This is a genomic window from Campylobacter concisus, from assembly GCF_003048595.2.
Taxonomy (GTDB): domain Bacteria; phylum Campylobacterota; class Campylobacteria; order Campylobacterales; family Campylobacteraceae; genus Campylobacter_A; species Campylobacter_A concisus_L.
Window position 1 is genome coordinate 92122 of the sequence record NZ_CP049270.1, and the last position, 26323, is coordinate 118444.

Consider the following 26323-nt stretch of genomic DNA (forward strand, 5'->3'; position numbering starts at 1 on the left):
TAGTAACATAAATGCTAATGTAGGAAGCATAGATGCTTTATCTCTAGCAGCAGGTGGAGATAATAGCTTTGGTGTAAGTGGAGGAAATGATTTATTAAGAGATACTACACCAACTCCAGAGCCTCAACCTCAGCCAGAACCACAGCCAGAGCCTCAACCTCAGCCAGAACCACAGCCACAGCCAGAACCACAGCCACAGCCAGAGCCTCAACCTCAGCCAGAACCACAGCCACAGCCAGAGCCTCAACCTCAGCCAGAACCACAGCCACAGCCAGAACCACAGCCACAGCCTCCTTTACCAGCAGGAAGTATAAAAATTCCATTGTCGGCGTATGAAGGAGAAAGTGTATCTTCTGCACTATTAGACTCGTTTGCCTCTTCTATACCTAACGGATATCACGTATATAGACATACTGATGGTAGAGATTATCTAACTCCTAACGACCCTACTGCTCCTAGTGCATTTGAATATAAAGAAGGTTGGTACGTTAGTAATAATCTAGCTATTGGTCAAGATAATGCTAAAGGCCTAGCAGTAACTAGCACAGCAAAATCTTCAGACTACCGAGATGATGGTTCTGTAGCTAAGATAGTAGATCCTAATCCAAATTTAAAAGTATTTGGCTCAGATACTCCTAACAAGATAACAGTAGACAATACAAAGATAACATCTGTACATAGTGGAGTTGGAGAAGATAATATTGATACTAAGAATGGTGCTGAATTAGTAGAAATTTCTGGTGGTTCTGGAAATGATGGTATAACCGTAAATAATTCTACGGTAAGTGGAAAAGCTGCTAAAGATTATAAGGGTAATGATATCAAAGAGGCTATCGTAGGTGGCAAGGGCGATGATAAGATCTCTGTGCAAAACGAATCTAACGTAAAAGGCAATATTTCTGGAGATCAAGGTGGTAATACTATTACTGTAGAGAGTGGCTCTAAAGTAGCTGGTTGGGTTTACGGCGCAAATGCTAAAACCGCCGACATGTATAACGAAACCGGAAATAACACCATAACCGTTACCGGAGAAAATACCGAAGTATCTCGCGTGGGCGACGTGAGTTCCGGCGATTCTAAGATAACGATCAGCGATAAGGCTAAGGTAAAATCTGTGCACGGCGATAAAGGCGCAGATACTATTACAGTAGACAACGCTACCGTATCAGAAAAAATCGAAGGCGGACACGGCGATGATAAAATTTACGTTAGAAACGGCGCTAGAGTAGAAGGCTACGTTACTGGAGATCTAGATAACGATACTATCGAGGTTTCGGGAGAAAATACTTACGTAAAAGAAGTAAAAGGCGGTAAGGGCGACGATACGATAACAGTCGAAGATAAAGCTAAAGTCTTTACTATAGAAGGCAACGACGGCACGGATACTATAAACGTTAAAAATAACGCTACCGTAGGTAACGTGTTCGGCAATGACGGTATAGACACCATAAACGTCGAAAACGCTACGGTAAAAGGAAACATCCGTGGTGGCGCAGGCGATGACGTGATAACCGCCAAAGGAAGTTCTTCAATAGACAATATATTAGGAGAGGCCGGAAAAGATACCATAACCCTAGAAAGCGGTGCTAAAGTAATAGGACAGATAAGAGGCGATACCAAAACCATGAATGATGTTCATGAAAAGCAGGTAACCCCGACCCTGGATATAGTAGACAAAGGTGCCGATGCTGATACTATAACTTTAAGCGGTGCAGGAACCAGTGCAGAAAAAATATTAGGCGGAGATGGCAACGATATTATTAAAGTAAAAGACGGCGCAAAGACCGATCTCATTATATCGGATGAAGGCAATGATGAGGTAACCGTAAGCGGTACGGGAACTTATGTTGGCGGTATAAACGGTAGAGGAGGAGATGATACTATCCTAGTGGAAAAAGGCGCAAAAGTAGACGGTATAGTGGGAAGATGGGGTAACGACAAGATAACCGTAAAAGATGCAGGCACTGTTGTAACAGAAAATGTAGAAGGCAACGAAGACGCCGACACAATTAAAATTTTAGACGGCGCAAGAGTAAAAGGATACGTTAGCGGCGGACTCGGCGAAAACCCTAGCATATACGGCGGAGCTTCAGATTCCGATAAGGATAACGTTACTGTCGAAAACTCTACTGTTGAAGGAGTTGTAGAAGGCGGCATATGGGGCGGTAATGATGGAATGAAAATTAAAAATTCTCATATAGGCGGGATATCCGGCGGAAACGGCGAAAATAAGATAGATATTTCAAATGTTACTAATTTAGATTCAAAGACTATTTGGGGTAATAAATTTAAGGATATCGTAAATATTGACGGAACGCTCATAAATTCCGAAATTAAAACAATTGAGGGCGAAGATATCGTTAATATTAACGCTGGTGCGATAATAGATAAGATTGATATAAATACGGGAGCCGACAAAGATACCGTAAACATCAATGCTAACATTACCGCTGATGTTGGCAAGCAATCAAATATTATGACCGAGGGCGGCATAGATAAAGTAAATATCGCTAGCGGGGTAACGCTAACTCGTACTGTTATTAGCACGGGTGCCGGAGAAGAAACTATAAAGATTAATAATGGTAAAACAGGTATTGCAGATCGTATAACATTTGAAGGATCTTCTTTAGATACCGGAGCTGATAAAGATATAGTAGAAATCACAAATACTATGTTCAAGAAGGGTAGTAACGGTGAGCTATCTAATCTAAATACCGGTGACGGCGATGATAGAATTACTATAAAAGATGGAACTATATTCCAAGATATTTCTTATATACAAGCTGGAGATGGTAACGATAAGGTATATTTGGAAAGCGGTGCAAAATTTGATACCGGTAACGTATATACGGATGCAGGTAATGACGAAATATATGTTAATGGCGCAGAATTTAAAAACGGTGGAGTGCATAGTGGAACCGGAGAGGATAAAATTTTTATTAATTCCGGAACATTTGAGAATAGTAGTATAAAAGGCAATCAGGATAGCGATAAAATAACCGTAAACGGTAATACTAAGATTAAAGGTGGTAATATCGATACGGGCGCCGGAGCAAACGATAAAATAAATATTAACGGTAATGCAGAGATAGACGGTACGACGTTACAACTAGGCGCTAGTTCGGTTGATGGCGGTAAATCTACCGACAGAGCTACATTAAACGTAACCGGAAACTCCGTATTAAAAGACGTAACGATACAAGCTTCTCAATCTCTAGGCGAGCAATATATGAATTTCCATCAAAGTGGTGAAGCCAAAATTCAAACTATTACCGGTAGCAACAATAAGGATGTTATAGATATTACCGGAAACTTTACCGTTAGCGATAAGATAACGGGTAACGGCGGAGATGACGAGATAAATATTCACGGCGGAGCTACGGCAAAAATTCAACAAGCCGATATGGGTAACGGTAGTGATAAGTTAAATATCAAGAACGGCGCAACTCTAAACGGAACGAGAATTTTTACCGGCGATGGTGTCGATAATATTACTATACAAGGAACCGTAAAGGGTTATTCTAATATATTTACCGGCGACGGCAACGATATAGTAAAGGTAAAACAAGGAGGAATCATCAAGGATTCATTTATCCAAACGCAAGGCGGAAAAGATCAAATTGATATCGAAAACGGAGGAAAATTAGAAAATTCCAAAATAACCGTTGGAGAAGGAGCAGTCGTAACCGTTCAAGGAACTCTCGACAAATCTACTATTGACGCAGGAAACTCCACCGGAAGCCTAGAGGTTAAGATATTAAACGGCGCCAATATAAACGTAGAGAGTTATTCGTACGGAGTATCAAAGATCATAGGCGGCGAGAACAATGATAAGGTAACGATGGAAGGCGGTACTATAGCAAAAGGCGATATAAAATTAGGCAAAGGCGACGATATCGTAAAAATAACTGGCGGTGAGATAAAAGATAATTCTGCAATTGAAGGCGGCGAGGGTAAAGATACTATAACAATAGGCGGAAACGCTAAAATGATCGGCGGCACACTCAATACCGGAGCCGGCCTAGGCGACAAGATACTCGTTAAAGACGGCGGAGGGCTACAAGATACCGAGATTAAGCTTGGAGCAAATGGACAAAATGGTGGTCAATCGACGGACAAAGCTTTATTTGAGGTAACCGGCAGTTCGGAATTAAAAGACGTACAAATAAACGCCGCCGAATCTTCCGGCGAACAACGTATAAATTTCTATAACGATACGGTCGCCGAAGTAAAAAGTCTTACGGGTAGCAACCAAAAGGACATTATAGATATAAAAGGCAAAGTTAAATTTAATAGCGAAATCCAAACGCGCGACGGCGATGACGAGCTTATTTTACGAAATGGGGCCGTTTTAGAGAATGGACTTAAAGCCGATATGGGTAGCGGCGTCGATACCGTAAAAATAACTGGCGCTACGATACAAAGCGATGCCAGTGGTAATAATCAAACTATTATAAACACCGGCGACGGAGGAGATAAGGTAATAATAGAAAATTCCAAGATACTAAGCCCGGATCAACTCCATATGAACGAAATAAACACTGGTGACGGAGTAGATAAGGTGGATATTAAAGGCAATTCGGTCTTAGAATTCGCAAAAATAGATACCGGTGACGGAGGAGATAAAGTCAACATCGGCGGCGAATTTTTTGCTTCGTATGCACACACCAAGGAAGGCGACGATATTATAAACGTAAACGGGCAAATCAAAGGCTGGTCAGAGATTGATGCCGGAGAAGGCGGAGACGAAATAACTATAAATAGCGGAGCTAAATTATATGACGGAACCTCTATATACGGTAATAAGGGCGATGATACGATAACGCTAAAAAGCGGTATAGAGTTTATTGCCGATAGGAACGGTTCCCTTTTAGACGGAGGAGAAGGAAACGATACCTTCGTAATAGAAAAAGTAGCCGATATAAATAAAGACTACCTAGACGAAGCCGGCAATATATCCGGCCGCGTACAGATAAACGGCGATAGCGGTACGGATACGCTAAAAATCATGGATGATAGCGCAAGCCTAGATTTTAGCAAGACGAATATTTTAAGCATCGAAAGAATAGAGATGGGCGACGCTACCAAGAACGTTACGCTAAGCGCCAAAAATATACTAGATATAACCAAGGGTGAAAGTAGTACAAACCATATACTCGATATCCTGGGGGACGGCAACGATAAGGTTGATTTAAAGGGCAGCGGTTTTACCAAATTGGGCAATTATACGGATGATGACGGAAAAGTTTGGCGTCAATATTCGGCGACGAATACCGACAACACTTTAAATGGAATATCTCATACCGTAACTATACGAATAGAAGACGGTGTAACGGTAGATATATAAATAATTCATTAATCTCGGGTATTTAACCGAGATTAATTTGATAGCTAATGACGATACGACAACACTACTGTTGATGTTAGCAAGATTAGCGGCATTGAAAAGATTCAGTTAGGTGATTATATCGATGTAAATTAAGATATGGTCAACGATAATGTCATCTAAACCTAACGGCAAAGGGTGCTAAAAATATTTTGCACAACTGTGATGGGAATATACTAAAAATAGACGGTGATGGTAACGATAAATTTAACCTTTCTGGTGGCGGATGGAGTAAAGGAGCTAGTGACGACACTTATACGATTTTTACTAGCGGTACCGTTACCGTAGGAGTTAAAGACGATATGGTAAATAACGTAACATACTTATAATGAGCTAATCTTAAATACCCCAAGGTTTATCCATTGGGGTATCTCTTTCTTATCATTAATTTTTTCATAATTATTTATCTTTCTAATTAACATCAAATCCACAAATTTTTAGCCATTTAATAGTAGTTAGCATATATCAAATCAGTAAGTCTGGATGATAAGCAAATGCTGAAAATGGATTAAAATTTGGCGGTAAATGTAGATAAATTTACCGCCGCAAGGATAAATTATTTTCCAGTTGGGTCTAGGCCATTTAGGATATAGTTAACTTCATTGTTATTTAGATCGTAGTGTAGAAATTCTTTATAAAATTTCTTTGTCTCAGATGCTATGTCCAAATCTTTAAAGATTTCAGGATGTAAAGTCTTAGCCGCCCATAAAATTTGCAAAGCTCCCTCGGCTCCGTATCTATCCCAGCTAAAAACACCTGCTGGATTTACGAAGACTTTTTTGTTTTTTACAGCATTTGTACCAGTATAGACTTTGTTTTCATATATCTTTTCTATAGCGTCTGGCGATTTGGCTCTGCCTATGATGATAACGTCTGGATTTATATTTGGTATCTCTTCCGCATTGATTTCTAGCATATTGCCTTTTGCTTGTACTGCATTTATGCCACCTGCGACACTTATCCACTCATCGATTATTGTATTTGAACCATCTACTTTGAATAAATTTTTTACCCTCTGCTATGTGAAGCACTTTTGGCCTCTCATTTTGAGCTATCTTACTAGTTTTGCTTAGTACTTTTTGGAGATTTTGATCAAAATAGTCATTAAATTTTTGAGCTATCTTTGGGGCATCGCCTCCTATGGCATCAGCCATGATAGCTACGCTCTTTTTCATATCGGCATGGTTTGTCAATGACGGATAAAGGACGTTAAAGCCATTTTTTGTTAGCTCTTCTTTGTTCTTTTTATCTGCGGCTATCACGATATCAGGGCTTAGCTTGACTAGCTATTCTACTTGCAGGCTCTTACCGTTTATGCCATTTGGAATGCTTGAAATTCTAGGATAAACGTGCGCAAACCATTTGTTGTTTTTTATGAGATCGGTTGTTGCAACTATTTTGTCAGCACCGCCTAGCATCAAGACGATTTGGTTATTTGCATACCAAAGCGTAGCGATCTTTTCTATATTTACAGGGACTTTGACGATGTCGCCAGTGATGTCTTTGACGTCTCTAAACTCAGCTGCATTAAGCAAAAGGCCTGCAAACAGCACCATTAAAGCCATGAAAAATTTTTTATTTTTCTCCTTATGTTAAATATATATTTTTATATATAAGTGCTAATACTATATGTTATCGCCTTAATAAACAATATCTTTACAATATAAATTTTTAATTTATAGCTTTAAAATTTATTAGCGAATGTGAATTTGTATCTATTATTGATAGATTAAATTTATAGCAAGAACTCCCCTTCTTGCACTGGGCAAAAAGGGGAGAAAAGCGGGTGATTATTTTTCAAACGCTTTTTGCAAGCTAAATGGAAACGCTTGATAACCCATAGCATTTGTCATCTTTATCTCGATGCTAGGCTCTTTTGCACCCCACTCAAACTCATCGATGTGCGGGCTAGGAAGTCCCACTGGGCGACCTTTTGCGATGTCAAACTGCATGCCAGCAACGGCTGAATAGACCATCACACTATCAAGGTCATCTTGATACTGCGTAAGGCTTGTAACTGAGCTGTACCACTCTTTACCGCGCTCTTTGCCGTACTCCCAGATCTGCTCAACGGTCTTTTTGTTCTCATCGATCTTATAAACGACTGCGCGAGAGTACTTCATGCCAGCGATGGCTGGTTGCTCCATGCCCCTTGTGTCACCGTTGTCAAAGACGCTTAGATAAATTTCGCCTTTTTTAGACTTGCTATCTATCCTAAATGCTGTGTGTTGCGTCCATTGCCAGTCAAAGCCACCTTTGTCACTCTCGTATCCTGGGCATTTTGAGTACTCATCTTCGCAAACGATCTTACTACCTTTGCTATCAACTGGCTGAAGAAGTTTATCTTTAAATTTATCGCTCCAGCCCTTGTGAGCGCCCATGATCCATTTTACTTGTTTGTCACGACCGATCTTTATAACTGCGTCTTGGTGGCGGCTTGAGATGATGATACTATCATCGCTTGGGTCGTAATCCACGCTATTTACGTGTGCCCAGTTGCGTCCAGGACCAGCGCCAACTATGTCGCCCCATTTATCGTGTGTATCCATAGACTGAAGCTCATCAGAGCTTGCAGTGTGGCCTGCTTTTTTAGCGTCTATGTTTAAGCAAACTGCGCCTTGATCGAGTGTTTTTAGCACGATATCGCGGTAAGGATCTAGAATTTCATATAGTCTAAAGTCATCAACTACGTTGCCGTCGCGGTCAAGCTCAACGATCACGTCGCGCACTGTTCTTACGTTTTTGCCATCGGCTCTTTTGTAGTCAGCATTTGCAACGCGCAAGAAGTAGTGTCCATTTTGTGCTACGTCCATCGAGTGAGAGAAGTCGTTGTAGCTAGCTGGTAGCTCGCGGTTGAAAATTTCTCTACCCATGATGTCGTATTTTGCGTATCTTTGGCCATATCCCCAAGTCATAGCGCCGTCATCATTTTGCTTAAAGCCCATCATTACGCCAGCATAAAATGGCTGTTTTAGATCGTAAATTTTGCTTGGCTCAAGATACCATCTAACCTCGCCTTTTGTATCAAGGATGAAGTTATTTGGGCTGTAGTTCCACTCGATCGCACCGCCAGCTGGGTTGTTCCAAACGACTTTTGTGCCCTTGCCTGTTTTATTGACAAAGTTATTTACATAGTAAAGCCTGTTTGCAAATTTAGTACTCGCAGGCTTAGTAACCTCGATCTTGTCAAATAGCGCGCCCTTTTGATTTGGCGTACCAGCGCTCTCTAGGTAGATAGCTGGAGCGTAAATTTTATAGCTCTCTTTTATGTGTTCAGTCTTGCCTTTATAGCTCTTGTCGTACTCGACTTCAACAGTGTTTTGATAGTCAGGGTACATGCCAAAAACTGGGATGCCGCCATGTGTGCGAAGATGCTTGTCAGCCACTTTGTAGCTTATCACCTGACCGCCTTGTTTTGGCACGATGGTTACTTTTGCATTGCTTAGTGTGTAGCCGCCATTTTTGATGACTGCTGTAAGTGGGGCAGTATCATATGGATTTACCACTACTTCACCTATTTGCCCAGTGATAGCATAGTCTAGTTTAGCCCCACTTGGACCGCCTATCGCAAAAGCGCTTGAGCAAAGCACAGAAGCTAGCGCAACACAACTCAAAGTCTTTTTCATAACATCTCCTTTGGATAAATTTTATAAACTCTACTCATAAAGCTTATAAAATTTAGAAAAAGCCTTGGAATACCCAAGGCTTAAAATAGGTAAAAGGAGTAATAAAAAATATTGCGTCCTTCGTAATTGTAATAAAACCTTATAACATAAAAATCACGATAAACTTTATAATGGCTTAAAATCTAAATTTATATTAAAAATTTTTGCCTTTTTGGACATTAAGCTAGTATTTACGCTTTAGCACTTATAATCAGCCCCAAACAATGGAGCAGAACTTATGACACTAACTTACAATGCAAAGAAAATTTATGAAATTTGGTTTGACTCAAAAAGTGAGCTTGAAGAGAGCAATGCTAGCTTTTTAGAGGATTATTTAAATTTTTTAGGCGATATTAGTGAAGTGATAAATATTGATGAAAAAACAAGGCTTTCGGTTATCATCGCCTCTCTTTGCGTGAGCAAAGGCGCGAAAAGCTCATTTAAAAGCTTCGTTAGGGCTGCTTTAAATGTAGGCATATCAGCAAAAGAGATAAGAGAAATTTTATATCAAGCAGTGCCTTATGCTGGGCTTGGCAAGGTAGAAGATTATATATTTTTAGCTGATGAAATTTTTAATGAGCACCATATAGAGCCTGAAAATATGCCTAAAAAATCAAGAGAAGGCAGAGGCGAACGAGGCCTTGAGATACAAAGAAAACTCTTCCCAGCAGTTGATAAATTTATCGCATCAATGCCAAATGATCAAAAACATATAATGGAGTTTTTATCGCAAAACTGCTTTGGTGATTTTTATGCAAGAGATGGGCTTAGTTTAGAGCTTAGGGAGCTTTTGACATTTGTCTATATCACGACTCTTGGCTTTGCAAAGCCACAGCTTTTAGGGCACATTGCTGCAAATTTTGGTATCGGAAACGATAGAGCTAAGCTAATAAGCGTTGTTACGACACTTATACCATTTATAGGCTATCCAAGTGCTTTAAACGCATTATCAGCAATAAATGAGATAAGTTCTAGTAAAAATTAATTTTTTAATCAATGCGATTTCTTATAAAATTCAGCCAAAATTTATTCTAGCGTTAAATTTGCGGTTGAGCTTGGTTGTAGAATAACTCAAAATAAATCATCTAAAGGAGATTATTATGAGTTTTCTATCTAAATTTAGTAAGGCTATCTTTGCAGTTGCGGTAGCTGGTGCGATTAGTGCTAGTGCATTTAGCGAGGGTGAGGACTATGTCAAGCTTGAAAAGCCACTAAGTGTCGGACAAAATACGCTAGTTAAAATTTTTAGCTACGCTTGCCCATTTTGCTACAAGTACGACAAAAGCGTCACTCCAAAGGTGGTCGAAAAAATTCCTGGACTAAAATACGAGCCATTTCACCTAAAGACAAAGGGCGATTATGGCGAGGTTGCGAGCAAGGTTTTTGCCGTGCTTATCGTTATGGACGAGGCAAAAGGTGTCGGCTTATTTGATGAAAATTCGCTATTTAAAAAGGCTAAATTTGCCTACTACAAGGCTTATCACGACAAAAAAGAGCGCTGGAGTGATGGCAAAGACGCTGAGGGCTTTTTAAAAACTGGTCTTGATGCAGCTGGCGTTAGCAAATCAGACTACGAAAAAGAGCTAGCTAATCCAAAAGTGACTGAGCTGCTTAAAAAGTGGGATGAGAGCTATGACGTGGCTAAAATTCAAGGCGTACCAGCATTTGTCGTAAATGGCAAATACCTCATCATGACAAAATCAATCAGCTCACTTGATGGCATGGCAGCACTCATCGAAGAGCTTCTTAAAAAATAAGGCGTCACATGAGCTTTTTTAAAAAAATGGCTAAATTTCAAGACTCACGTATCTCTTGGGCGATCTTAGTCTTTGTGAGCGTCGCGCTTGTCGTTATCGCGCACTCGCTCTTTCAAAACTACGCTTATATGCCTCCTTGCGAGCAGTGCGTCTATATACGTTTTGCATTTTTATGTATGGCGCTTGGCGGCGTGATCGCTATGATAAACCCAAAAAATTTACTCTTTGCTCTAGTTGGCTACGTCTTTGCCTTTTGGGGAGCGGTGCAGGGCATAATGTATAGCGTAAAGTTAGCTAAAATTCACGATGCAGTGCATGGTGATGATCCTTTTGGCGTGCAGGGCTGCTCTACTGAGCCACACTATCCATTTGGCTTACCGCTTGAAAAGTGGGCGCCTGACTGGTTTATGCCAACAGGCGACTGCGGATATGACAGCCCTATGGTGCCTGATGGTGCGGTGCTAAGCGATTTGCAAAAGAGCATAGTTGATCTTTATGTAGATGGTTGGTATCTTATCCCGTCATCTAAATTTATGTCGATGGCTGATTGCACGCTACTTGGGTTTGGCATTTGCTTTGTTGTGCTTGCACTTATGCTTGTTTCAAAGCTTTTATCCTTTTTAAAATGAATTTAGTTAGCCCAAATTTGGGCTAACTTAGGATATACTGCACGCATGGGTATTAATTTAAAATCACAAAATATTAAAATCTACGCCATCATCTTGCTTGCTAGCCTTTTTGTAATACTTCTTGGGCTAAATATTTACAGCAATGCAAAAGAGAAAATCATAGAGCTATCTGATAAAAATAACATAGCAGTTAGCAAAAATATCGTAAATAACTTTCAAATTTGGCTTGATGAACGTATAAATTCACTTATTCGTGCGTCAAAATTTATACAAAATGCAGGCATCGTAGATGACGATGAAAAGATAGCTGGCTTTATAAAGCTCTTTAAGCAAAACGCAAAAGAATTTGATCTAATGCAGCTTTTAAGGGATGATGGAGAAATTTTTGTAGATGGAGAGAAAATTTTAGAAGAAGTTATGCCAAAAAGTGAAAGAGCAGGGCTTATCTGGTATGTGGAGACAAAAAATACAAATGCCCCAAGCGTAAATTTCATGCAAAAACATAAAATTTTAAAAGGCTCAACTCTAAATTTATGCGTTCCAGTCACAAAACAAGCGAAATTTAAAGCAGCACTTTGTGGCGTCGTGCGTATAGAAAATATCTTTAATAGCATTAAAAATTTTAGCCTTGCGCCAAATTCTTACTCATTTTTAGTGACTCATAGCGGTGAAATTTTAACATCGATACCTGATCTTGCTTTAAAAAAAGAGATCGAGGAGAAATTTAAAGAGTTGTTTTTAAAAGATGAAGATATTACGAGCTTAAAAATAGGACAAAATTTAATTCAAGTAGCTGAGATACCAACGATAAATTGGTTCATAGGAGCTGGCACAAATAACGAAGAAGAAATTTCAGCTTTAACAAAAGAAGCTTTAAAAAATGCTCTAAGCTTACTTTTTGCCTTCGTTGCGCTCACATTTTTGGCAAATATTCTTCATAATTTTATGTATAACAAGATAAAAAAGATACAAGATGAGTATGAAACTTTGCTAACTCATAGAGCCAAAATGAGTGAGGCTGGCGAGCTAATAAGTGGCATTAATCATCAATTCATTCAGCCAGTAAATTCGCTAAAACTAATGCTAAGCTCGTGCATAATGTTAAAAAAAGAAGGTAAATTAAGCGATGAGGAGCTAATAAATTTGCTTGAAAAAGGACAAAGCTCGGTCAAACTTCTTTCAAGTACTATTGAAATTTTTAGAAATTTTTACAAAAGCGCTGAAAATGTGAGCGAATTTGAGATACAAACAAGCGTTAAAAATCTAATAACTCTTATGCACACAGAGCTAAGCCGTGCAAATGTTAGTGTAAAATTTAGTGGTTTTAATGAACAAAAAGTTCGTCAGATAGAAAATATAATCCAACAAATTTTACTAATCCTAATACATAACGCAAAAGACTCACTTGTCGAAAGCTACAAAGATGAGCCACTAAAACGTATCATCGAAATAAAATTTAGAAGCTTTGAAGATAAGTGCTACATCGGAGTTTATGACAATGGAAATGGCGTAAGCGAGCAAATGAGCGAGAAAATTTTTACTTGGCTAAATACCACCAAAAAGCAAGGAAATGGCATAGGGCTTTATTTTGCTAAAAAGCTAGCGCAAGAAAAGCTAAATGGCGACGTAAAGCTCGTAAATAACGTAAAGCCAACGGTATTTGAGTTAAGTTTTGATATAAATTTAAAGGACTAAAATGCAAGAAGTCTTAGAAATTTTAAAAAAGACGTCCGTCTTGGTAGTCGAAGATGATGATATGGCAAGAGAGCTTATTATTAGTGGGCTTAAACCTTATTGTGAACAGGTAATTGGTGCTTGCAATGGACAAGATGGCGTGGAGAAATTTAAAAAGCAAGGTTTTGATATCGTGATGAGCGATATTCACATGCCAGTGCTTAATGGCTTTGAGATGATAAATGAGATGAAGCGTACAAAACCGCACCAAAAATTTATAGTCTTTACCTCTTATGATAGCGATGAAAATTTGATAAAAAGCATGGAGGAAGGGGCGATGCTTTTTTTAAAAAAGCCTATTGATATGAAAGATCTTAGATCAATGCTTATTAGTTTAAGTTTTGAACGAGATGAAAAGCTGGTTTATTTAAGCGATGAGGTGAGTATAAATTTAAAAAGAGAGAAAATTTATAAAAACGGCATTGAAATTTATCTTAGCTTTTTGCAAAATAAGATATTTTGGCTCTTTGCTTATAATCTAAATAAGCTAGTTACTTATGAGATGATAGAAGAATTTGTCTATGAAAGCGATGTTAGCAAGGCGGCTATCCAAAATGTGATACTTCGCCTAAAACGTGAGCTTGGCGTGAAATTTAAAAATATTAGTGAGAGTGGATATATTTTAATCACAAAATCTGAATGATTTAGAATTATCGCCACCTTGTACCATAGTACAATATACAAAAGTAATTAAATATACTAAAATACCGACAAATAAAAATAAGGAATAAAGATGGCAGCAGTAGCTGGTATAGTTAAAAGTGTTTCATCTGATGTTGTAGCGATAGACCAAAATGATCATGTAAGAGTTTTAGACGTAAATGATAAAGTATATATCGGAGAGGCTATAAAGGGCGAGAGCGAAAGCTCAAGCATTACAATCACTGCAAATGATGGACAAGATATATCAATAAACGGATACGATACTCTTTGGCTAGATAGTAGCGTAGTAAGCGATGATGTTGGCGAGTCTAGCATAGATACTGACGCATTGTTTAAAGCACTTCTTGGCAATGATTATGTATCGATTTTAGATCATATAAATGAAAAAGTAGATGATATCCTTAGTGCAACCAATTTAGAGCAAGAAGAGCTAAATGATGAGACTAGCGTAAATATTAGTTTTAATGATATAGATCCAAATTTAGCAAATGAGCATGGATTAAGAGAAGATGATCTTTTAGCTAAAATGAATGAACATAAAGAGAGCGATAAGCATGTAGATCCTAGCTTTGAGCATACAAATCTTAACGCAACTACGATATATATAGATATCGATAACGATTTAAATAAACTTTCATAAATTTGAGCTTTTTGCTCAAATTTCTTCTGTTTTAAAAAACTCAAATTTATCTAATATCCTCTATAATAAGCCAAAAATTTCAAAGGAAAACGATGAAAAAAATTCTAATCATCGCAGGCTCTTGTAATAGCGGCACAGCTGGGCTTCAAGCAGATATAAAAACATGTGCTAGGCTTAATTGTTATAGTGCAACAGCGGTAACTTCTTTGGTCGCTGAGACTACGGATGCTGTAAAGAGTGTAGTTTGCTTAGAGCCTAGTTTTGTCAAAGATCAGCTAAATACGCTTGCGGAAGAATTTAGCTTTGATGCGATTAAGATAGGCATGTTATTTAGTGAAGAGATCATGGAGGTGGTGCGTGAGTTTTTGCTAACTCAAAATACCAAAGTAGTGCTTGATCCAGTTTGCGTCTCAAAAAGCGGACACAAGCTTATAAAAGATAGTGCGGTAGCAAAGCTAAAAGAGCTAATGAGCTTAGCTACGGTAACTACTCCAAATTTAGATGAGGCAAATGTGCTTTTTGGTGATGATTATAAAGATTTGCCTTGTGACGTCATCGTAAAGAAACATATCAGTGAAGATAGCAGCATAGATACACTTTATAAAAAAGATGGCTCACTAAGAAATTTTAAAACCCCACTTGTTAATCCGCTTGTAATGAGCGGGACTGGTTGTAGCTTCTCAACTGCACTTGCTTGCTTTTTAGCAAAGGGCAAGAGCTTAGAGGAGTCTATACAACTTTCAAAAGAGTATATTTGCTCTATCATAAAAGAGAGCATAGATACAAAACTTGGTAAAAATCGCCTACTTTGGCATGGAGCGAAGTAAAATTTATCTCTCTGATTTTTGCACGGCAGCTGAGTGAGTGATGATGTCGTGCAGATTTAGTTTATCTTTTCTAAAGAAGCAAAGACAAAGTCCAAGTATGCTAAAGCCAGCAAAGGTAAAGCAAATTTGGCGCAAGATGGTGTGAAAAAAGCTTAGTTTTCTACCGGTTTTTAGGTTTATTAGATAAATTCCTTGTGCTTTATAGCCTGGAGTTTGTGCTTTTATGCTAAAAAAAAGGCACATTATAAGCGAGATCAGGCTATTTGCACCAAAAATGGCAATTTGGTTATGCAAAAATGCCTCTTTGCCATCAAGCACAAGATATGTTGTCGCATAAAATATCGGCATACCGATGATAAAAAGATCGATAACGAAGGCCTTTGCTCTAGCCCAAACAGATGCGATTTTTGCCTTTTGCTTTGCCAACTCAATTTCCTGTATTTATGTAGATACGGCTAAATTTCTCCCAGTCATATAGATAGACTAGGTTGTCACTCTCGCCATTATCATGCGTGACGCAGAGCATAGTAGAGGTGCGTGAGACCTTGCACCAGTGATTATAGAGATCAAGTTTTTTGATATCGCTTTCTAGTACACCAAAACAACCTATATACTCATAAATGCTAAGATCAAAAAAGCTCTTATTTTTGGTCTTTAGCAAGCATTTTTTGCTATTTTCTTGCATTAAATTAGCTCTACGCCTTTGCCATTTACTACTTCGCCGATCACGTAGCCATCGCTATTTGCTAGGATAGCATCAACGTTTTCTTTTGGCACAACTAATATCATGCCAACGCCCATGTTAAAGGTTCTCATCATCTCGCTATCTTCTACTTTTTGAGCGATGATTTTAAAAATTTCAGGCGTTTTTATAACGCTTTTTTGTACTTTTGCACCAAGTCCAGCAGGGAAGACGCGAGGTAAGTTTTCAACTATGCCACCACCGGTGATGTGAGCCATTGCCGTAATCTTATCTTTTAATCTTAAAAAGTCGCTCACATAAATTCTTGTTGGCTCAAGAAGCACATCGATGAGCTTTTTATCGCCTACTTTTTCATCAAATTTTAGTCCAAGCTCGCTTACTACTTTTCTCGCAAGCGAAAAGCCATTTGAGTGCAGGCCACTACTTGGAAGTGCGACTAAAACGTCACCAGATTTTACAAATTTACTCCTGTCTATCTCGTCAGCCTCAGCGATACCCACGGCAAATCCAGCAAGATCGAAGTCGCCCTTTTCATACATCGACGGCATCTCGGCTGTCTCACCGCCGATCAGCGCGCACTGCGCCTTTTTGCAGCCATTTGCGATGCTTTTTACCACCTCTTTGGCACTCTCTATCTCAAGCTTTGCTGTTGCGTAGTAGTCGAGGAAAAAGAGTGGTGTGGCGAAGTTGCAGATGAGATCATTTACGCACATTGCGACTAGATCCTCGCCAACGCTGTCAAATTTCTTGGCGTCGATAGCTAGGCGAAGCTTTGTGCCAACGCCATCAGTCGCTCCCAAAATAGCTGGATTTTTATATCCGCTTGGTAGTCTGACCGCTCCTGAAAATGACCCAATGCCACCTATAACGTTTGGTGTTTGTGTAGATTTTACGAAAGGCTTTATCGCCTCAACAAAGCTATTTCCAGCATCTATATCCACTCCAGCATCTTTATAGCTTATCATCTTTGCCCTTTTTTGTAATTTTCTAAAACTTTAGCCAAAAGTTGCTAAAATTGTCATCAATTTTCAAAAATGGAGCGAGTTTGCAGAAATTTCCAAACGCTTATGTTATCACAGGCTCGATCGCTAGTGGTAAAAGCACAGCTATAAATTTACTAAAAAAACGAGGCTTTAGCGTGATTGATGCGGATGTGATCGCTCATGAACAGCTTGAAATTTGTAAATGTGAGATAGTGGAATTTTTTGGCGAGCAAATTTTAGATGAGACTGGCAAAATCGATCGGCAAAAACTTGGTGCCATTGTTTTTAGTGATCCAAAAAAGTTAAAAATTTTAGAGCAAATTTTGCATCCAAAGATAAAGGGAGAAATTTTATCTCACGCTGCAAAGCTTGAGTGTTTGGGGCAGGTTTATTTTGTGGATATTCCACTATTTTTTGAAAAGCAAGATCGATACACCGAGTTTAAAAATATAGCTGTGATCTATGCGCCAAAAGAGCTACTAATAAGCCGTTTGATGAGCCGAAATGGTCTAAATTTAGAAGTAGCAAAAGCTAGAGTGGAGCTTCAGATGGATATTGAGCAAAAGCGAGAAAAGGCAAATTTTGTTATAAACAACAGCGGTGATAAAGAAAATTTAGAGCAAGAACTAGAGAAATTTCTAAGGCAAATTTATGGCTGAGCTTATATAAATTTGGCAAAAAGTAGAGCAATTTTAAAGGAAAAATAATGCAAGTTTCAAAGTACAACGCTAGTGGCAACGATTTTGTCATATTTCATACATTTTTGAGCAAAGATAGAAGTGAGCTAGCAAGGCAAATTTGCAGCAGGACTAACGGCGTGGGAGCTGATGGGCTAATAGTACTTTTGCCTTACGAAAAGGGTGTGAAATGGGAGTTTTACAATAGCGATGGAAGTTACGCTGCGATGTGTGGCAATGGCTCGCGTGCGGCTGCTAGATATGCCTATCTAAATGGTCTTGTTAGCTCAAACGAATTTGTCTTGCTAACTGGTAGTGGCGAGGTTATGGCAAGTGTTAAAAATGAGTGCGTCGAGGTTGTGCTAACAAGTCCAAAAATTTTAAGCGAACCGATAAATGAAAACGGCAAAACTTGGTATTTTTATGATACTGGCGTGCCTCATCTTGTAAATTTCACACAAAATTTAGAGGAATTTGACGTCAAAGAGTGCAGGGCGCTTCGTCAAAAGTACAATGCAAATGTAAATTTAGCCAAATTTGAGGGTGGAGTTTTAAAGGTGAGAACCTACGAAAGGGGCGTGGAGGACGAGACGCTAGCTTGTGGTACTGGCATGGCGGCTTGCTTTTACGGCGCTACATTAAATTTAAACGCAGCGCAATGCCTAAAAGTCTATCCAAAAAGTGGCGAGGAGCTTGGGCTTAGGCTTGAAAACGGCAAAATTTTATTTAGCGGAGCGGTGAAACACTGCTTTGATACGAGTATTGAAATTAGCTTTTAGGGTGAGTTTTATACTTATTCTTGGCTAGTAACGGTAAGCAAATTTTTCAAATTTATATTACTAAATTTGCACCTAGCTGATGAAGTAAAATTTTTATAGTGGCTTTAATTTAAAATTTGAATACAAAATAACTAAGTTAAAAACTCGAAAAATAAATTTTAATAAAAATTTGAATAGAAAATAAAAAAAAGAAGATCTCCGCCGAAGCGGAGAAAAGGTATTATTTCAAAGCATCTTTTGCTTGTTGTGCAAGTGCCGCAAATGCCTTCGCATCATTCATAGCTAGATCAGCTAAAATTTTTCTATCAAGTTCGATCTTAGCTTTATTTAAGCCGTTGATAAATCTTGAATAGCTAATGTCATTTAGTCTGCAAGCTGCGTTGATACGAACGATCCATAAACGTCTAAAATCACGTTTTTTCTGGCGTCTGTCGCGGTATGCGTAAACTAAACTTCTCTCTAGTTGCTCTTTAGCTTTTCTAAAGTGTTTATGTCTAGCACTGAAAAAGCCACGTGCTAGCTTTAAAACTTTCTTATGGCGTCTTCTTCTAACTACGCCCGTTTTTACTCTTGCCATATTTATCCTTTTACAAATTGGCGCTCACAAAGTGAGTCTTGCCCCTAAATTTTTTTTGGGGGGAGTTTGAATGACTTTTTGTCAAAAACTTAAATCTACAGCTGCTTATACGCCGAGCATTTTGCGAACGGCTGGGACATTTGTGCTGTCCACGTATTGTGGGCCACGCAAATCTCTCATACGCTTACTAGGTTTTTTTGTTAAGATGTGGCTTCTAAATGCAGAGCCTCTTTTTATCTTATTTTTACCTACTTTAAAGCGCTTAGCAGCACCGCGAACGGTTTTCATCTTTGGCATGCTAATCCTTTTTGAAATTTTATACGCAAGTGCGTAAGTTTTGGATTATAGCGAAAAATCCTTTAGAAAATTTAAATTTCACTTAGACAAAATTTGCAACAAATTTACATTTAACTTAAAAAAATTTTAAAATATGAAACTAGTTTATTAAATTTGGCGTATAATCACATAAAGAAATTTTATTTTACTAAAGGAGTAAAAATGAAAGGCAAAATTCTTGCATCAATCGTCGCTATGAGTGCTATTTTAGGCACAAGTAGCTTGGCATGCACTACCATTTTAGTAGGAGATAAAGCTTCAAACGACGGCTCTATGTTGGTTGCCAGGAGTGCAGATAGTAAGGCTGTAAAGGCACAAGTCTTTTTAATCCATCCAGCAAAGAAAAACCAAACTGGTATGTACAGCTCAAAGGCCCATGACGGCGCAAATGACTTTACATATCCGCTTCCAAAAGACGGTATGAGATACACAACCATCGCAAATTCACACACAAAACTTCACGGAGCAGTCGGCTACAACGAGGCTGGCGTTGGACTAAGCGGCACTGAGACCATCTACGCAAAAGATGAGCTTTTAAAGATCGACCCATATAACGAAGAGACCGGCATCACCGAAGATGACATCCCAGACGTGCTTTTGCCACGTATGAAGAGCGCAAAAGAGGGAGTAAAACTACTTGGTGAGATAGTGGAGACAAAAGGCGCTGGCGAGGGCTTTGGCGTGGTATTTATCGACGCAAACGAGCTTTGGTACTTTGAGACTGGCACAGGCCACAAGTGGATCGCCACAAAGATCCCACAAGAAGACTATTTCGTCACTGCAAACCAAGGCAGACTTCAAAACTATAAAGAGAACGATCCAAATTTCATGGGCGCAAAAGATGTGATCAAATTTGCGATCGATAACAAGACTTATGACCCTGCAAAAGATGGCGAATTTAACTTCACAAAGGCCTATACAAGGGACGATGAGAGAGATGTGACCTATAACTACCCACGCGTTTGCTGGGTGCAAAGCATGTTTAACCCAAGCTTAAAACAAGACTTCGCCGATGGTCAGAAATTTCCAGTATTTTTAAAACCAGAGAAAAAGCTAAGCGTTGAAGACCTAAAAGCTGCGATGAGAGCTCACTACGACGGCACACCGTTTGATAACTACGCTAGCAAAAATGAAGATAAGAAAAACATCTACCGCGCTATAAGCGTCTTTAGAACATACGAATCTCACGTCATGCAGGTGCGCCCTTGGCTACCAAAAGAGATCGGCCGCGTGACCTACGTCGCTCTTGGCATGGCTGATCTTAGCGTTTATTTGCCGTATTACGAGGGGCTCGATGGCTTTATAAAAGGCTACTCAGATGGCTCATACGACGCTGATGACACTTCGATATACTGGGTTTATAGAAAGCTTCAAACCCTTGTAATGACTGACTATGAGAAGTATTCGCCAGTGGTAAAAGAGGCCTACGCTAAATTTGAAAAAGAGTTGGCGGTAAAACAGGCTAAATTTGAAGATGAATATGTCAAGCTTTATAAAAAAGATAAGAAAAAAGCGGACAAACTCTTAAATGATTTTAGCAAAAAGACAATGCAAGAGGCTAAAGACCTGACTGGGGAGCTTACAAACAAGGTCTTTACGATGCTTACAGCCGATATGGACGCTAAGCTAAAATCCTTAAATAAAGGCAAAAAAGACTAAAAGTTTTGGGTGTGAAATTTAGTAGCGCCCAAATTTAAACAAAAATTTGGCAAAGAGCATTTATAATGCGACAAAAATTCACTACAAAGGAAAAACGCTGATGCCTTGTCCCATGCATAAAGCTCGTTAATCTCGGCAAAAAACATATCAGCGATTTTCAAAAATCACGCAAATTTTTAAACAATTTTACATTTTTTCACATTGATATAAATCCATTTTTGCTAGCAGGTCCGCTGCATTGTAACTGCATTTTTAAAAATAAAACTAAGCAGTGTTTGAAATTTGGCAAGGATCTTTTTAGTAGGGTTTTTTATAAATTTTACTTTAGTTTAAGAAGAAGCGGGTGTCATCCACCATGTTTGTGGTGATTAAATTTATTGTTTGAGCTGTGATAGTGAAAATTTGGCTTTTGGTGGCAGAAGGGGTTTCTACTTACGGTCTGCTTGCAGTTGCGAGCTTGCGACGCAAAACGTCGCCCCTTCCGCCCCCAAACCCCCACCTACCCAACTGCACGTTCAAGGTTGCTGTGCCTTGCACAGTTTTATAGTAGTCCGCAGAGCGAATTTTTGTCTGCAAATTTAAATTTAAAAAGGATAAAAATGATAAAAAGTTATGTTTTGGGTTTTCCAAGAATCGGAGAGAAAAGAGAGTTAAAGCGCGCGTTAGAGGGCTTTTGGGCTGGCAAAGAGGGCTTTAGTGAAGAGAATTTACAAGAGACTGCAAAGACGCTTCGCCAAAGACACTGGAAATATCAACAAGATGCTGGCATTTCGGCTATTAGCGTTAATGATTTTTCATTTTACGACCTAATGCTTGATAACATCATCGCTTTTGGCGCTATACCTCCAAGATTTGCAAATTTAAGCGGCTTGGAGCAATATTTTGCTTGCTCAAGAGGCAACAAAAGTGGCGTTGCGATGGAGATGACAAAGTGGTTTAACACAAACTACCACTACATCGTGCCAGAGCTTAGCAGCGAGAGCAAATTTAGTCTAAAAGCGGACAAAATTTTAAATGAATACAAAGAGGCGAAGGCTAACGGCGTAAAAGGCAAGGTAAATTTGATCGGCCCTATCACATTCTTGGCTCTTTCAAAGACGACTGACGGTAGCTGCCCATTTAGGCACCTTGACGCACTTGTGAGCGAGTACAAAAAGCTACTTGAGCAAATTTCTAAGCTTGATGATGAAATTTTAGTGCAGTTTGATGAGCCGATCTTTGTAACTGACAAGAATGAAAGCGATCTTTTGCCACTTATAACTAAGGTTTATAACGAACTAACAGGCGTTGCAAATAATGTTAAAATCGTGTTTGCGACATATTTTGAGCATGCGATCAAGGCAGTAAATGAGGTGGCTAAAACTAAAATTTATGGTATCGCACTTGACTTCATCCACGGCAAGAGAAATTTCGAAGTTCTTGAGACTATCAAAAATAGCCATTTGACGCTATTTGCTGGCGTGATAGACGGCAGAAATATCTGGAAAAGCAACATCGATGAAAAAGTAAAACTCGTAGCTGAAATTTCAGAAAAAATAGGCGGTAAAGACTTTTATATTGGCACTTCATGCTCGCTTCTTCACGTGCCATACACTCTAAAATACGAAGAGAATTTAAACCCAGAGATCAAAAGCTGGCTAAGCTTTGCGGTCGAGAAGCTTGATGAGATCAAGATCATTACAAAACTAGCAAATGGTGAGAAGCTTGATGAGAGCGAAACAAAGATTTATGAAGAGAACAAAAATGCAGTTAAAACTCGCACTACTTCAAAGCTCATCCACTCAGATAGCGTTCAAAGCCGTATCAAAAATTTAAGCAAATTTGAGCGTGACGAGAAATTTGAAGACCGCATAAAAATCCAACGTGAAACGCTAAAATACGGCATATTACCAACAACAACGATAGGTAGCTTCCCTCAAACAGTAGACCTTCGCGTACTTCGCCAAAATTTCAAAAAAGGCGAGATCGATGCGGCTGCTTATGAGGTAGGTATCAAAAAATATATTGATCACTGCGTGAAATTTCAAGAAGATATCGGCCTAGACGTGCTGGTACACGGCGAGCCAGAGAGAAACGACATGGTCGAGTACTTTGGCGAGCAGATCAGCGGATATGCATTTAGCCAAAATGGCTGGGTACAAAGCTACGGTAGCCGCTGCGTCAAGCCACCACTCTTATTTGGTGACGTAAGCCGCCCAGAGCCAATGACTGTTAAGTGGATGAAATACGCTCAAAGCATCACAAAACACGTAATGAAGGGCATGCTAACAGGTCCTGTGACTATGCTAAACTGGAGCTTTGTGCGTGATGATCTTCCAAGAAGCGAGGTAGCAAAACAGCTTGCACTTTGTATCTATGACGAGATCGCAGACCTTCAAGATGCAGGCATCAGAGTGATCCAAGTCGATGAGGCAGCGTTTAAAGAGGGCTATCCGCTAAGAGCTGAAAATATCCCAGCCTATGAGAAATTTGCGGTTGATTGCTTTAAGCTTTCAGTAAGCTCAGCCGAGGCAAAAACTCAGATCCACACACATATGTGCTACTCTGAATTTAATGATATTATTAAGACCATCGAAGCTATGGACGCTGATGTCATCAGCATCGAGACTGCAAGAAGTGGCAACGAGCTACTTAAAATATTTAAGGCTGTTGGCTACAAACAAGAGGTTGGGCCTGGTGTTTACGACATCCATAGCCCACGCGTGCCAAGTGTCGAAGAGATCGTCGCTCAGATCAAAGCTCTGCTTGAAGTCTTGCCAAAAGAGCAGCTCTGGATCAACCCTGACTGTGGTCTAAAAACTAGAAAATGGGAAGAGGTTGAGCCAAGCCTTAAAAACATGGTAGAGGCCGTCAAAATCGTAAGAGGTCTATAATCCAAATTTTAGCGTCTAGTAAGCCTAGGCGCTAAACTCCGTTTAAATTTCAAAAAAAGTTAGAAAATGTTAAAAGATAAGATCATAAACAATGAAAGTGGCATAGTGCTTTATGGCCTAACGCCTCCAAAGGCTGAATTTGACGAGGCAAAACTTAAAGAGATCGCTGCAAAATGGGACAAGAGGATCACAGAAGTGCAGGCTGATGGCTTGGTGCTTTATGAGATACAAGACGAAAGTAGCCGCATAAAAAGCGAGCGAACTTTTGAATTTAGCGATACATTAAGCCCTGAAATTTACTATTCAAAATATCTAAATTTAAAGACACCAAGCATCTTTTATAGGGTCGCAAATAAATATAACGAGAGCGAATTTAGAGCAAATTTAGCCAAAAGTAGCAGCGATATAAATGTCTTTGTCGGCGTTGCTTCTGGCAAGATAGAACCTAAAATGAGCCTAGAACGCGCTTATGAGATCGCTAGAGACGAGTTTAAAGAGCTTGTAGTGGGTGGTGTTTGTATAGCTGAGAGGCACGCTAAAAAGGGAGATGAAGAGCAAAGGATGAGCCAAAAGGCCAAAATGGGGGCGAAATTTTTCATCTCACAGGCGGTTTTTGATATAAATTTGGCTAAAAATTTAATAACAAGTGTGGCAAAAAGTGGGTTAAATTTGCCTATTATTTTGACCTTTACGACTTGTGGCACACCAAAAACGCTAGAGTTTATCAAGTGGCTTGGAATAAGCGTTGATGAAAAGAGCGAAAAAAGGATGCTTGGGAGTGATGATTTTTTAGCCATGGCATCGCAAATTTGTCTTGAAAATTTCGTAGAGCTTTATGAATTTGCTAAAAAGATTGGTATAAATATTGGTGTCAATGTTGAAAGTGTAATGGCAAAAAGAGCCGAGATAGAAGCGAGCCTAGAGTTAACACATAAGATGAAAGAATTGTTTTGATAGTTTAAAGCTATCAAAGCTTATATTTTAGATGATTTTAGTAAGTTCTTAGTCTTTTTTAGCTTTAATTATATAAGATTTCTAAGCTCATTTTAAAGTAGATAAAATTTATGACAAATATATTATTATGTGGTGGTTCTGGTACGAGGTTGTGGCCTATTAGCAGGACTTTGATGCCAAAACAATTTATTAAATTATTTGACGATAGATCACTTTTTCAGCTAACTGCACTACGAAATAGTGAAATCTGTGACAATACATTTGTGATTACAAATATCGATCACTACTACTTGGCGATGGATCAGATAGAAAATTTAAATATCACAAATTTTAAATATCTGCTTGAGCCAGTTGGTAGAAATACTGCACCAGCGATCACACTAGCTTGCCTTGCACTTGATCCAAATGAGATTGTTTTAGCAACGCCATCGGATCATTTGATAAAAGACATTAAAGTATATCACACAAGCGTAAAAGCTGCAAAAGAGCTGGCAGAGCAAAATTTCTTAGTTACTTTTGGTATAAAGCCAAGGTCACCTGAGACGGGATTTGGATATATAGAGAGCTATAATGGTGATGTAAAGGCTTTTTATGAAAAGCCAGACTATGAAAGAGCGGTGAAATTTCTAAAAGATCAAAATTTCTACTGGAATTCAGGTATGTTTGTCTTTAAGGCAGGCGTTTTCTTGGATCAGATGAAAATTTTTGCTCCTGGGATACTTGAAGCATGTAAATTAGCTTTTGATAACGCAAAAAAAGACGAAATTGATATCAAAATAGACGTTATCGACATGCAAAATATTCCCCAAAATAGTATAGATTATGCTGTGATGGAAAAGTCTGGTATCGTAAAAATGGTAGTACTAGATGCGCCTTGGAGTGATCTCGGAAGCTTTGATAGTTTGGATGAGCAGCTACAAAAAGATATCAATGGAAATACAATAAATAGCGATCTGGTGCAGATAAATTCTCACAATAATCTAGTCCTATCTAGTGGCAAAAAAATAGCTTTAATAGATGTCGATGATCTAACTGTAGTTGATACAAAAGATGCTCTTTTAATATCTAAAAAATCATCTAGTCAAAAAGTAAAAAATGTGGTGGAAATTTTAAAAGAGGAGAGCTCTGAGCTTTGCAATGCTCATGTTACGACAAATAGACCTTGGGGAAACTATACTGTCCTTGAAAATCAAGATGGTTATAAGATAAAGATAATAGAAGTAAAACCTGGCAAAAGACTATCTTTGCAAAAGCATTTTCATAGAAATGAGCATTGGATAGTGCTATCAGGTAGCGCTACCGTTACGATAGGTGAGACAACTAGACTCGTTTGCCCTAATGAGTCTATCTATATAAAAATGGGTGAAATTCATAGGCTGTCTAATGAAGGAAAAATTCCTGTGGTTTTAATAGAAGCTCAAGTCGGCGAATATACAGGTGAAGATGATATAATTCGCCTAGATGATGATTTTAAAAGGTGA

General features: G+C 38.9%; 25 protein-coding genes. 15 read left to right on the top strand and 10 right to left on the bottom strand.

Features of this window, described 5'->3' with window-relative positions; translation table 11 throughout:
- Positions 1-104: 104 nt before the first annotated feature.
- Positions 105-323 (bottom strand): hypothetical protein, encoded by a 219-nt coding sequence (locus CVT15_RS09865; RefSeq protein WP_230853953.1) that lies wholly within the window; start codon positions 321-323, stop codon positions 105-107.
- Between CVT15_RS09865 and CVT15_RS00400 the strand changes: the two genes are divergently transcribed.
- Together CVT15_RS00400 and CVT15_RS00405 are read left to right on the top strand one after the other, a co-directional pair.
- Complete coding sequence (locus tag CVT15_RS00400) at positions 323-5347, top strand: beta strand repeat-containing protein (protein WP_107898206.1); 5025 nt, start codon at positions 323-325, stop codon at positions 5345-5347. The genes CVT15_RS09865 and CVT15_RS00400 overlap by 1 nt on opposite strands.
- Positions 5348-5538: 191 nt before the next feature.
- Positions 5539-5715 carry a hypothetical protein gene (locus tag CVT15_RS00405; protein WP_159070255.1) on the top strand — a complete coding sequence of 59 codons (177 nt, stop codon included), beginning with the start codon at positions 5539-5541 and terminating at the stop codon, positions 5713-5715.
- A 227-nt stretch (positions 5716-5942) separates the two neighbouring features.
- Here the strand turns inward: CVT15_RS00405 and CVT15_RS10205 are convergent, their stop codons facing one another.
- The 4 genes from CVT15_RS10205 to CVT15_RS00415 all read right to left on the bottom strand — a co-directional run bounded on the left by CVT15_RS10205 (position 5943) and on the right by CVT15_RS00415 (position 9012).
- A complete protein-coding gene (locus CVT15_RS10205) occupies positions 5943-6362 on the bottom strand; it encodes an ABC transporter substrate-binding protein (RefSeq protein WP_343219221.1) in 420 nt (139 codons plus the stop codon).
- Positions 6352-6648, bottom strand: a complete 297-nt coding sequence (locus tag CVT15_RS10210; RefSeq protein ID WP_343219216.1) for a hypothetical protein — start codon at positions 6646-6648, stop codon at positions 6352-6354. The genes CVT15_RS10205 and CVT15_RS10210 overlap by 11 nt, the downstream gene beginning before the upstream one ends.
- 24 nt (positions 6649-6672) lie before the next feature.
- Positions 6673-6942: a hypothetical protein gene (locus tag CVT15_RS10215; protein WP_343219217.1), complete on the bottom strand. Its 270-nt coding sequence runs from the start codon at positions 6940-6942 to the stop codon at positions 6673-6675.
- A gap of 234 nt (positions 6943-7176) precedes the next feature.
- Positions 7177-9012 (bottom strand): aryl-sulfate sulfotransferase, encoded by a 1836-nt coding sequence (locus tag CVT15_RS00415; RefSeq protein WP_103576297.1) that lies wholly within the window; start codon positions 9010-9012, stop codon positions 7177-7179.
- Between the two features lie 277 nt (positions 9013-9289).
- Here CVT15_RS00415 and CVT15_RS00420 point away from each other — a divergent pair, with 277 nt between their 5' ends.
- From CVT15_RS00420 to CVT15_RS00450, 7 genes are all read left to right on the top strand, one after another.
- A complete protein-coding gene (locus CVT15_RS00420) occupies positions 9290-10036 on the top strand; it encodes a carboxymuconolactone decarboxylase family protein (RefSeq protein ID WP_103576296.1) in 747 nt (248 codons plus the stop codon).
- 115 nt (positions 10037-10151) lie between these two features.
- Positions 10152-10808: a thiol:disulfide interchange protein DsbA/DsbL gene (locus CVT15_RS00425; RefSeq protein WP_103576295.1), complete on the top strand. Its 657-nt coding sequence runs from the start codon at positions 10152-10154 to the stop codon at positions 10806-10808.
- An 8-nt stretch (positions 10809-10816) separates the two neighbouring features.
- Complete coding sequence (dsbI, locus tag CVT15_RS00430) at positions 10817-11437, top strand: protein-disulfide oxidoreductase DsbI (protein WP_103576294.1); 621 nt, start codon at positions 10817-10819, stop codon at positions 11435-11437.
- A 45-nt stretch (positions 11438-11482) separates the two neighbouring features.
- The gene (locus CVT15_RS00435; protein ID WP_103576293.1) at positions 11483-13132 is read left to right on the top strand and encodes a sensor histidine kinase; all 1650 of its coding nucleotides are present in this window, start codon (positions 11483-11485) and stop codon (positions 13130-13132) included.
- A gap of 1 nt (position 13133) precedes the next feature.
- The gene (locus tag CVT15_RS00440; protein ID WP_103576292.1) at positions 13134-13814 is read left to right on the top strand and encodes a response regulator transcription factor; all 681 of its coding nucleotides are present in this window, start codon (positions 13134-13136) and stop codon (positions 13812-13814) included.
- A 90-nt stretch (positions 13815-13904) separates the two neighbouring features.
- Entirely contained in the window at positions 13905-14474 is a 570-nt protein-coding gene (locus tag CVT15_RS00445; protein ID WP_103576291.1) for a hypothetical protein, read from the top strand.
- A 92-nt stretch (positions 14475-14566) separates the two neighbouring features.
- Entirely contained in the window at positions 14567-15301 is a 735-nt protein-coding gene (locus tag CVT15_RS00450; protein WP_103576290.1) for a hydroxymethylpyrimidine/phosphomethylpyrimidine kinase, read from the top strand.
- 3 nt (positions 15302-15304) lie between these two features.
- Here the strand turns inward: CVT15_RS00450 and CVT15_RS00455 are convergent, their stop codons facing one another.
- The 3 genes from CVT15_RS00455 to purM are packed head-to-tail and all read right to left on the bottom strand — an operon-like array spanning position 15305 to position 16969.
- Positions 15305-15727 (bottom strand): RDD family protein, encoded by a 423-nt coding sequence (locus CVT15_RS00455; protein WP_103576289.1) that lies wholly within the window; start codon positions 15725-15727, stop codon positions 15305-15307.
- A gap of 1 nt (position 15728) precedes the next feature.
- Positions 15729-15986: a hypothetical protein gene (locus CVT15_RS00460; protein WP_103576288.1), complete on the bottom strand. Its 258-nt coding sequence runs from the start codon at positions 15984-15986 to the stop codon at positions 15729-15731.
- Positions 15986-16969, bottom strand: a complete 984-nt coding sequence (purM, locus tag CVT15_RS00465) for a phosphoribosylformylglycinamidine cyclo-ligase (RefSeq protein ID WP_103576287.1) — start codon at positions 16967-16969, stop codon at positions 15986-15988. Before purM ends, CVT15_RS00460 begins: the two co-directional genes overlap by 1 nt.
- Before the next feature lie 80 nt (positions 16970-17049).
- On the opposite strand from purM, the gene coaE reads away from it, so the two are divergent.
- On the top strand, positions 17050-17646 hold the full coding sequence (coaE, locus tag CVT15_RS00470) for a dephospho-CoA kinase (RefSeq protein ID WP_103576286.1): 597 nt from the start codon (positions 17050-17052) through the stop codon (positions 17644-17646).
- Positions 17647-17693: 47 nt separating this feature from the next.
- Positions 17694-18443, top strand: a complete 750-nt coding sequence (gene dapF, locus CVT15_RS00475) for a diaminopimelate epimerase (RefSeq protein ID WP_103576285.1) — start codon at positions 17694-17696, stop codon at positions 18441-18443.
- 220 nt (positions 18444-18663) lie between these two features.
- On the opposite strand, the gene rplT is transcribed toward dapF, so the two are convergent.
- Entirely contained in the window at positions 18664-19020 is a 357-nt protein-coding gene (gene rplT, locus CVT15_RS00480) for a 50S ribosomal protein L20 (protein WP_103576284.1), read from the bottom strand.
- Positions 19021-19125: 105 nt separating this feature from the next.
- On the bottom strand, positions 19126-19317 hold the full coding sequence (gene rpmI / locus CVT15_RS00485) for a 50S ribosomal protein L35 (protein WP_012000969.1): 192 nt from the start codon (positions 19315-19317) through the stop codon (positions 19126-19128).
- Between the two features lie 201 nt (positions 19318-19518).
- Here rpmI and CVT15_RS00490 point away from each other — a divergent pair, with 201 nt between their 5' ends.
- The 4 genes from CVT15_RS00490 to CVT15_RS00505 all read left to right on the top strand — a co-directional run bounded on the left by CVT15_RS00490 (position 19519) and on the right by CVT15_RS00505 (position 26323).
- Positions 19519-21015 carry a C69 family dipeptidase gene (locus CVT15_RS00490; RefSeq protein ID WP_103576283.1) on the top strand — a complete coding sequence of 499 codons (1497 nt, stop codon included), beginning with the start codon at positions 19519-19521 and terminating at the stop codon, positions 21013-21015.
- Between the two features lie 599 nt (positions 21016-21614).
- A complete protein-coding gene (metE, locus tag CVT15_RS00495; RefSeq protein ID WP_103577104.1) occupies positions 21615-23888 on the top strand; it encodes a 5-methyltetrahydropteroyltriglutamate--homocysteine S-methyltransferase in 2274 nt (757 codons plus the stop codon).
- A gap of 66 nt (positions 23889-23954) precedes the next feature.
- Complete coding sequence (locus CVT15_RS00500; protein WP_103577103.1) at positions 23955-24842, top strand: DNA-binding protein; 888 nt, start codon at positions 23955-23957, stop codon at positions 24840-24842.
- Between the two features lie 110 nt (positions 24843-24952).
- Positions 24953-26323: a mannose-1-phosphate guanylyltransferase/mannose-6-phosphate isomerase gene (locus CVT15_RS00505; protein ID WP_103577102.1), complete on the top strand. Its 1371-nt coding sequence runs from the start codon at positions 24953-24955 to the stop codon at positions 26321-26323.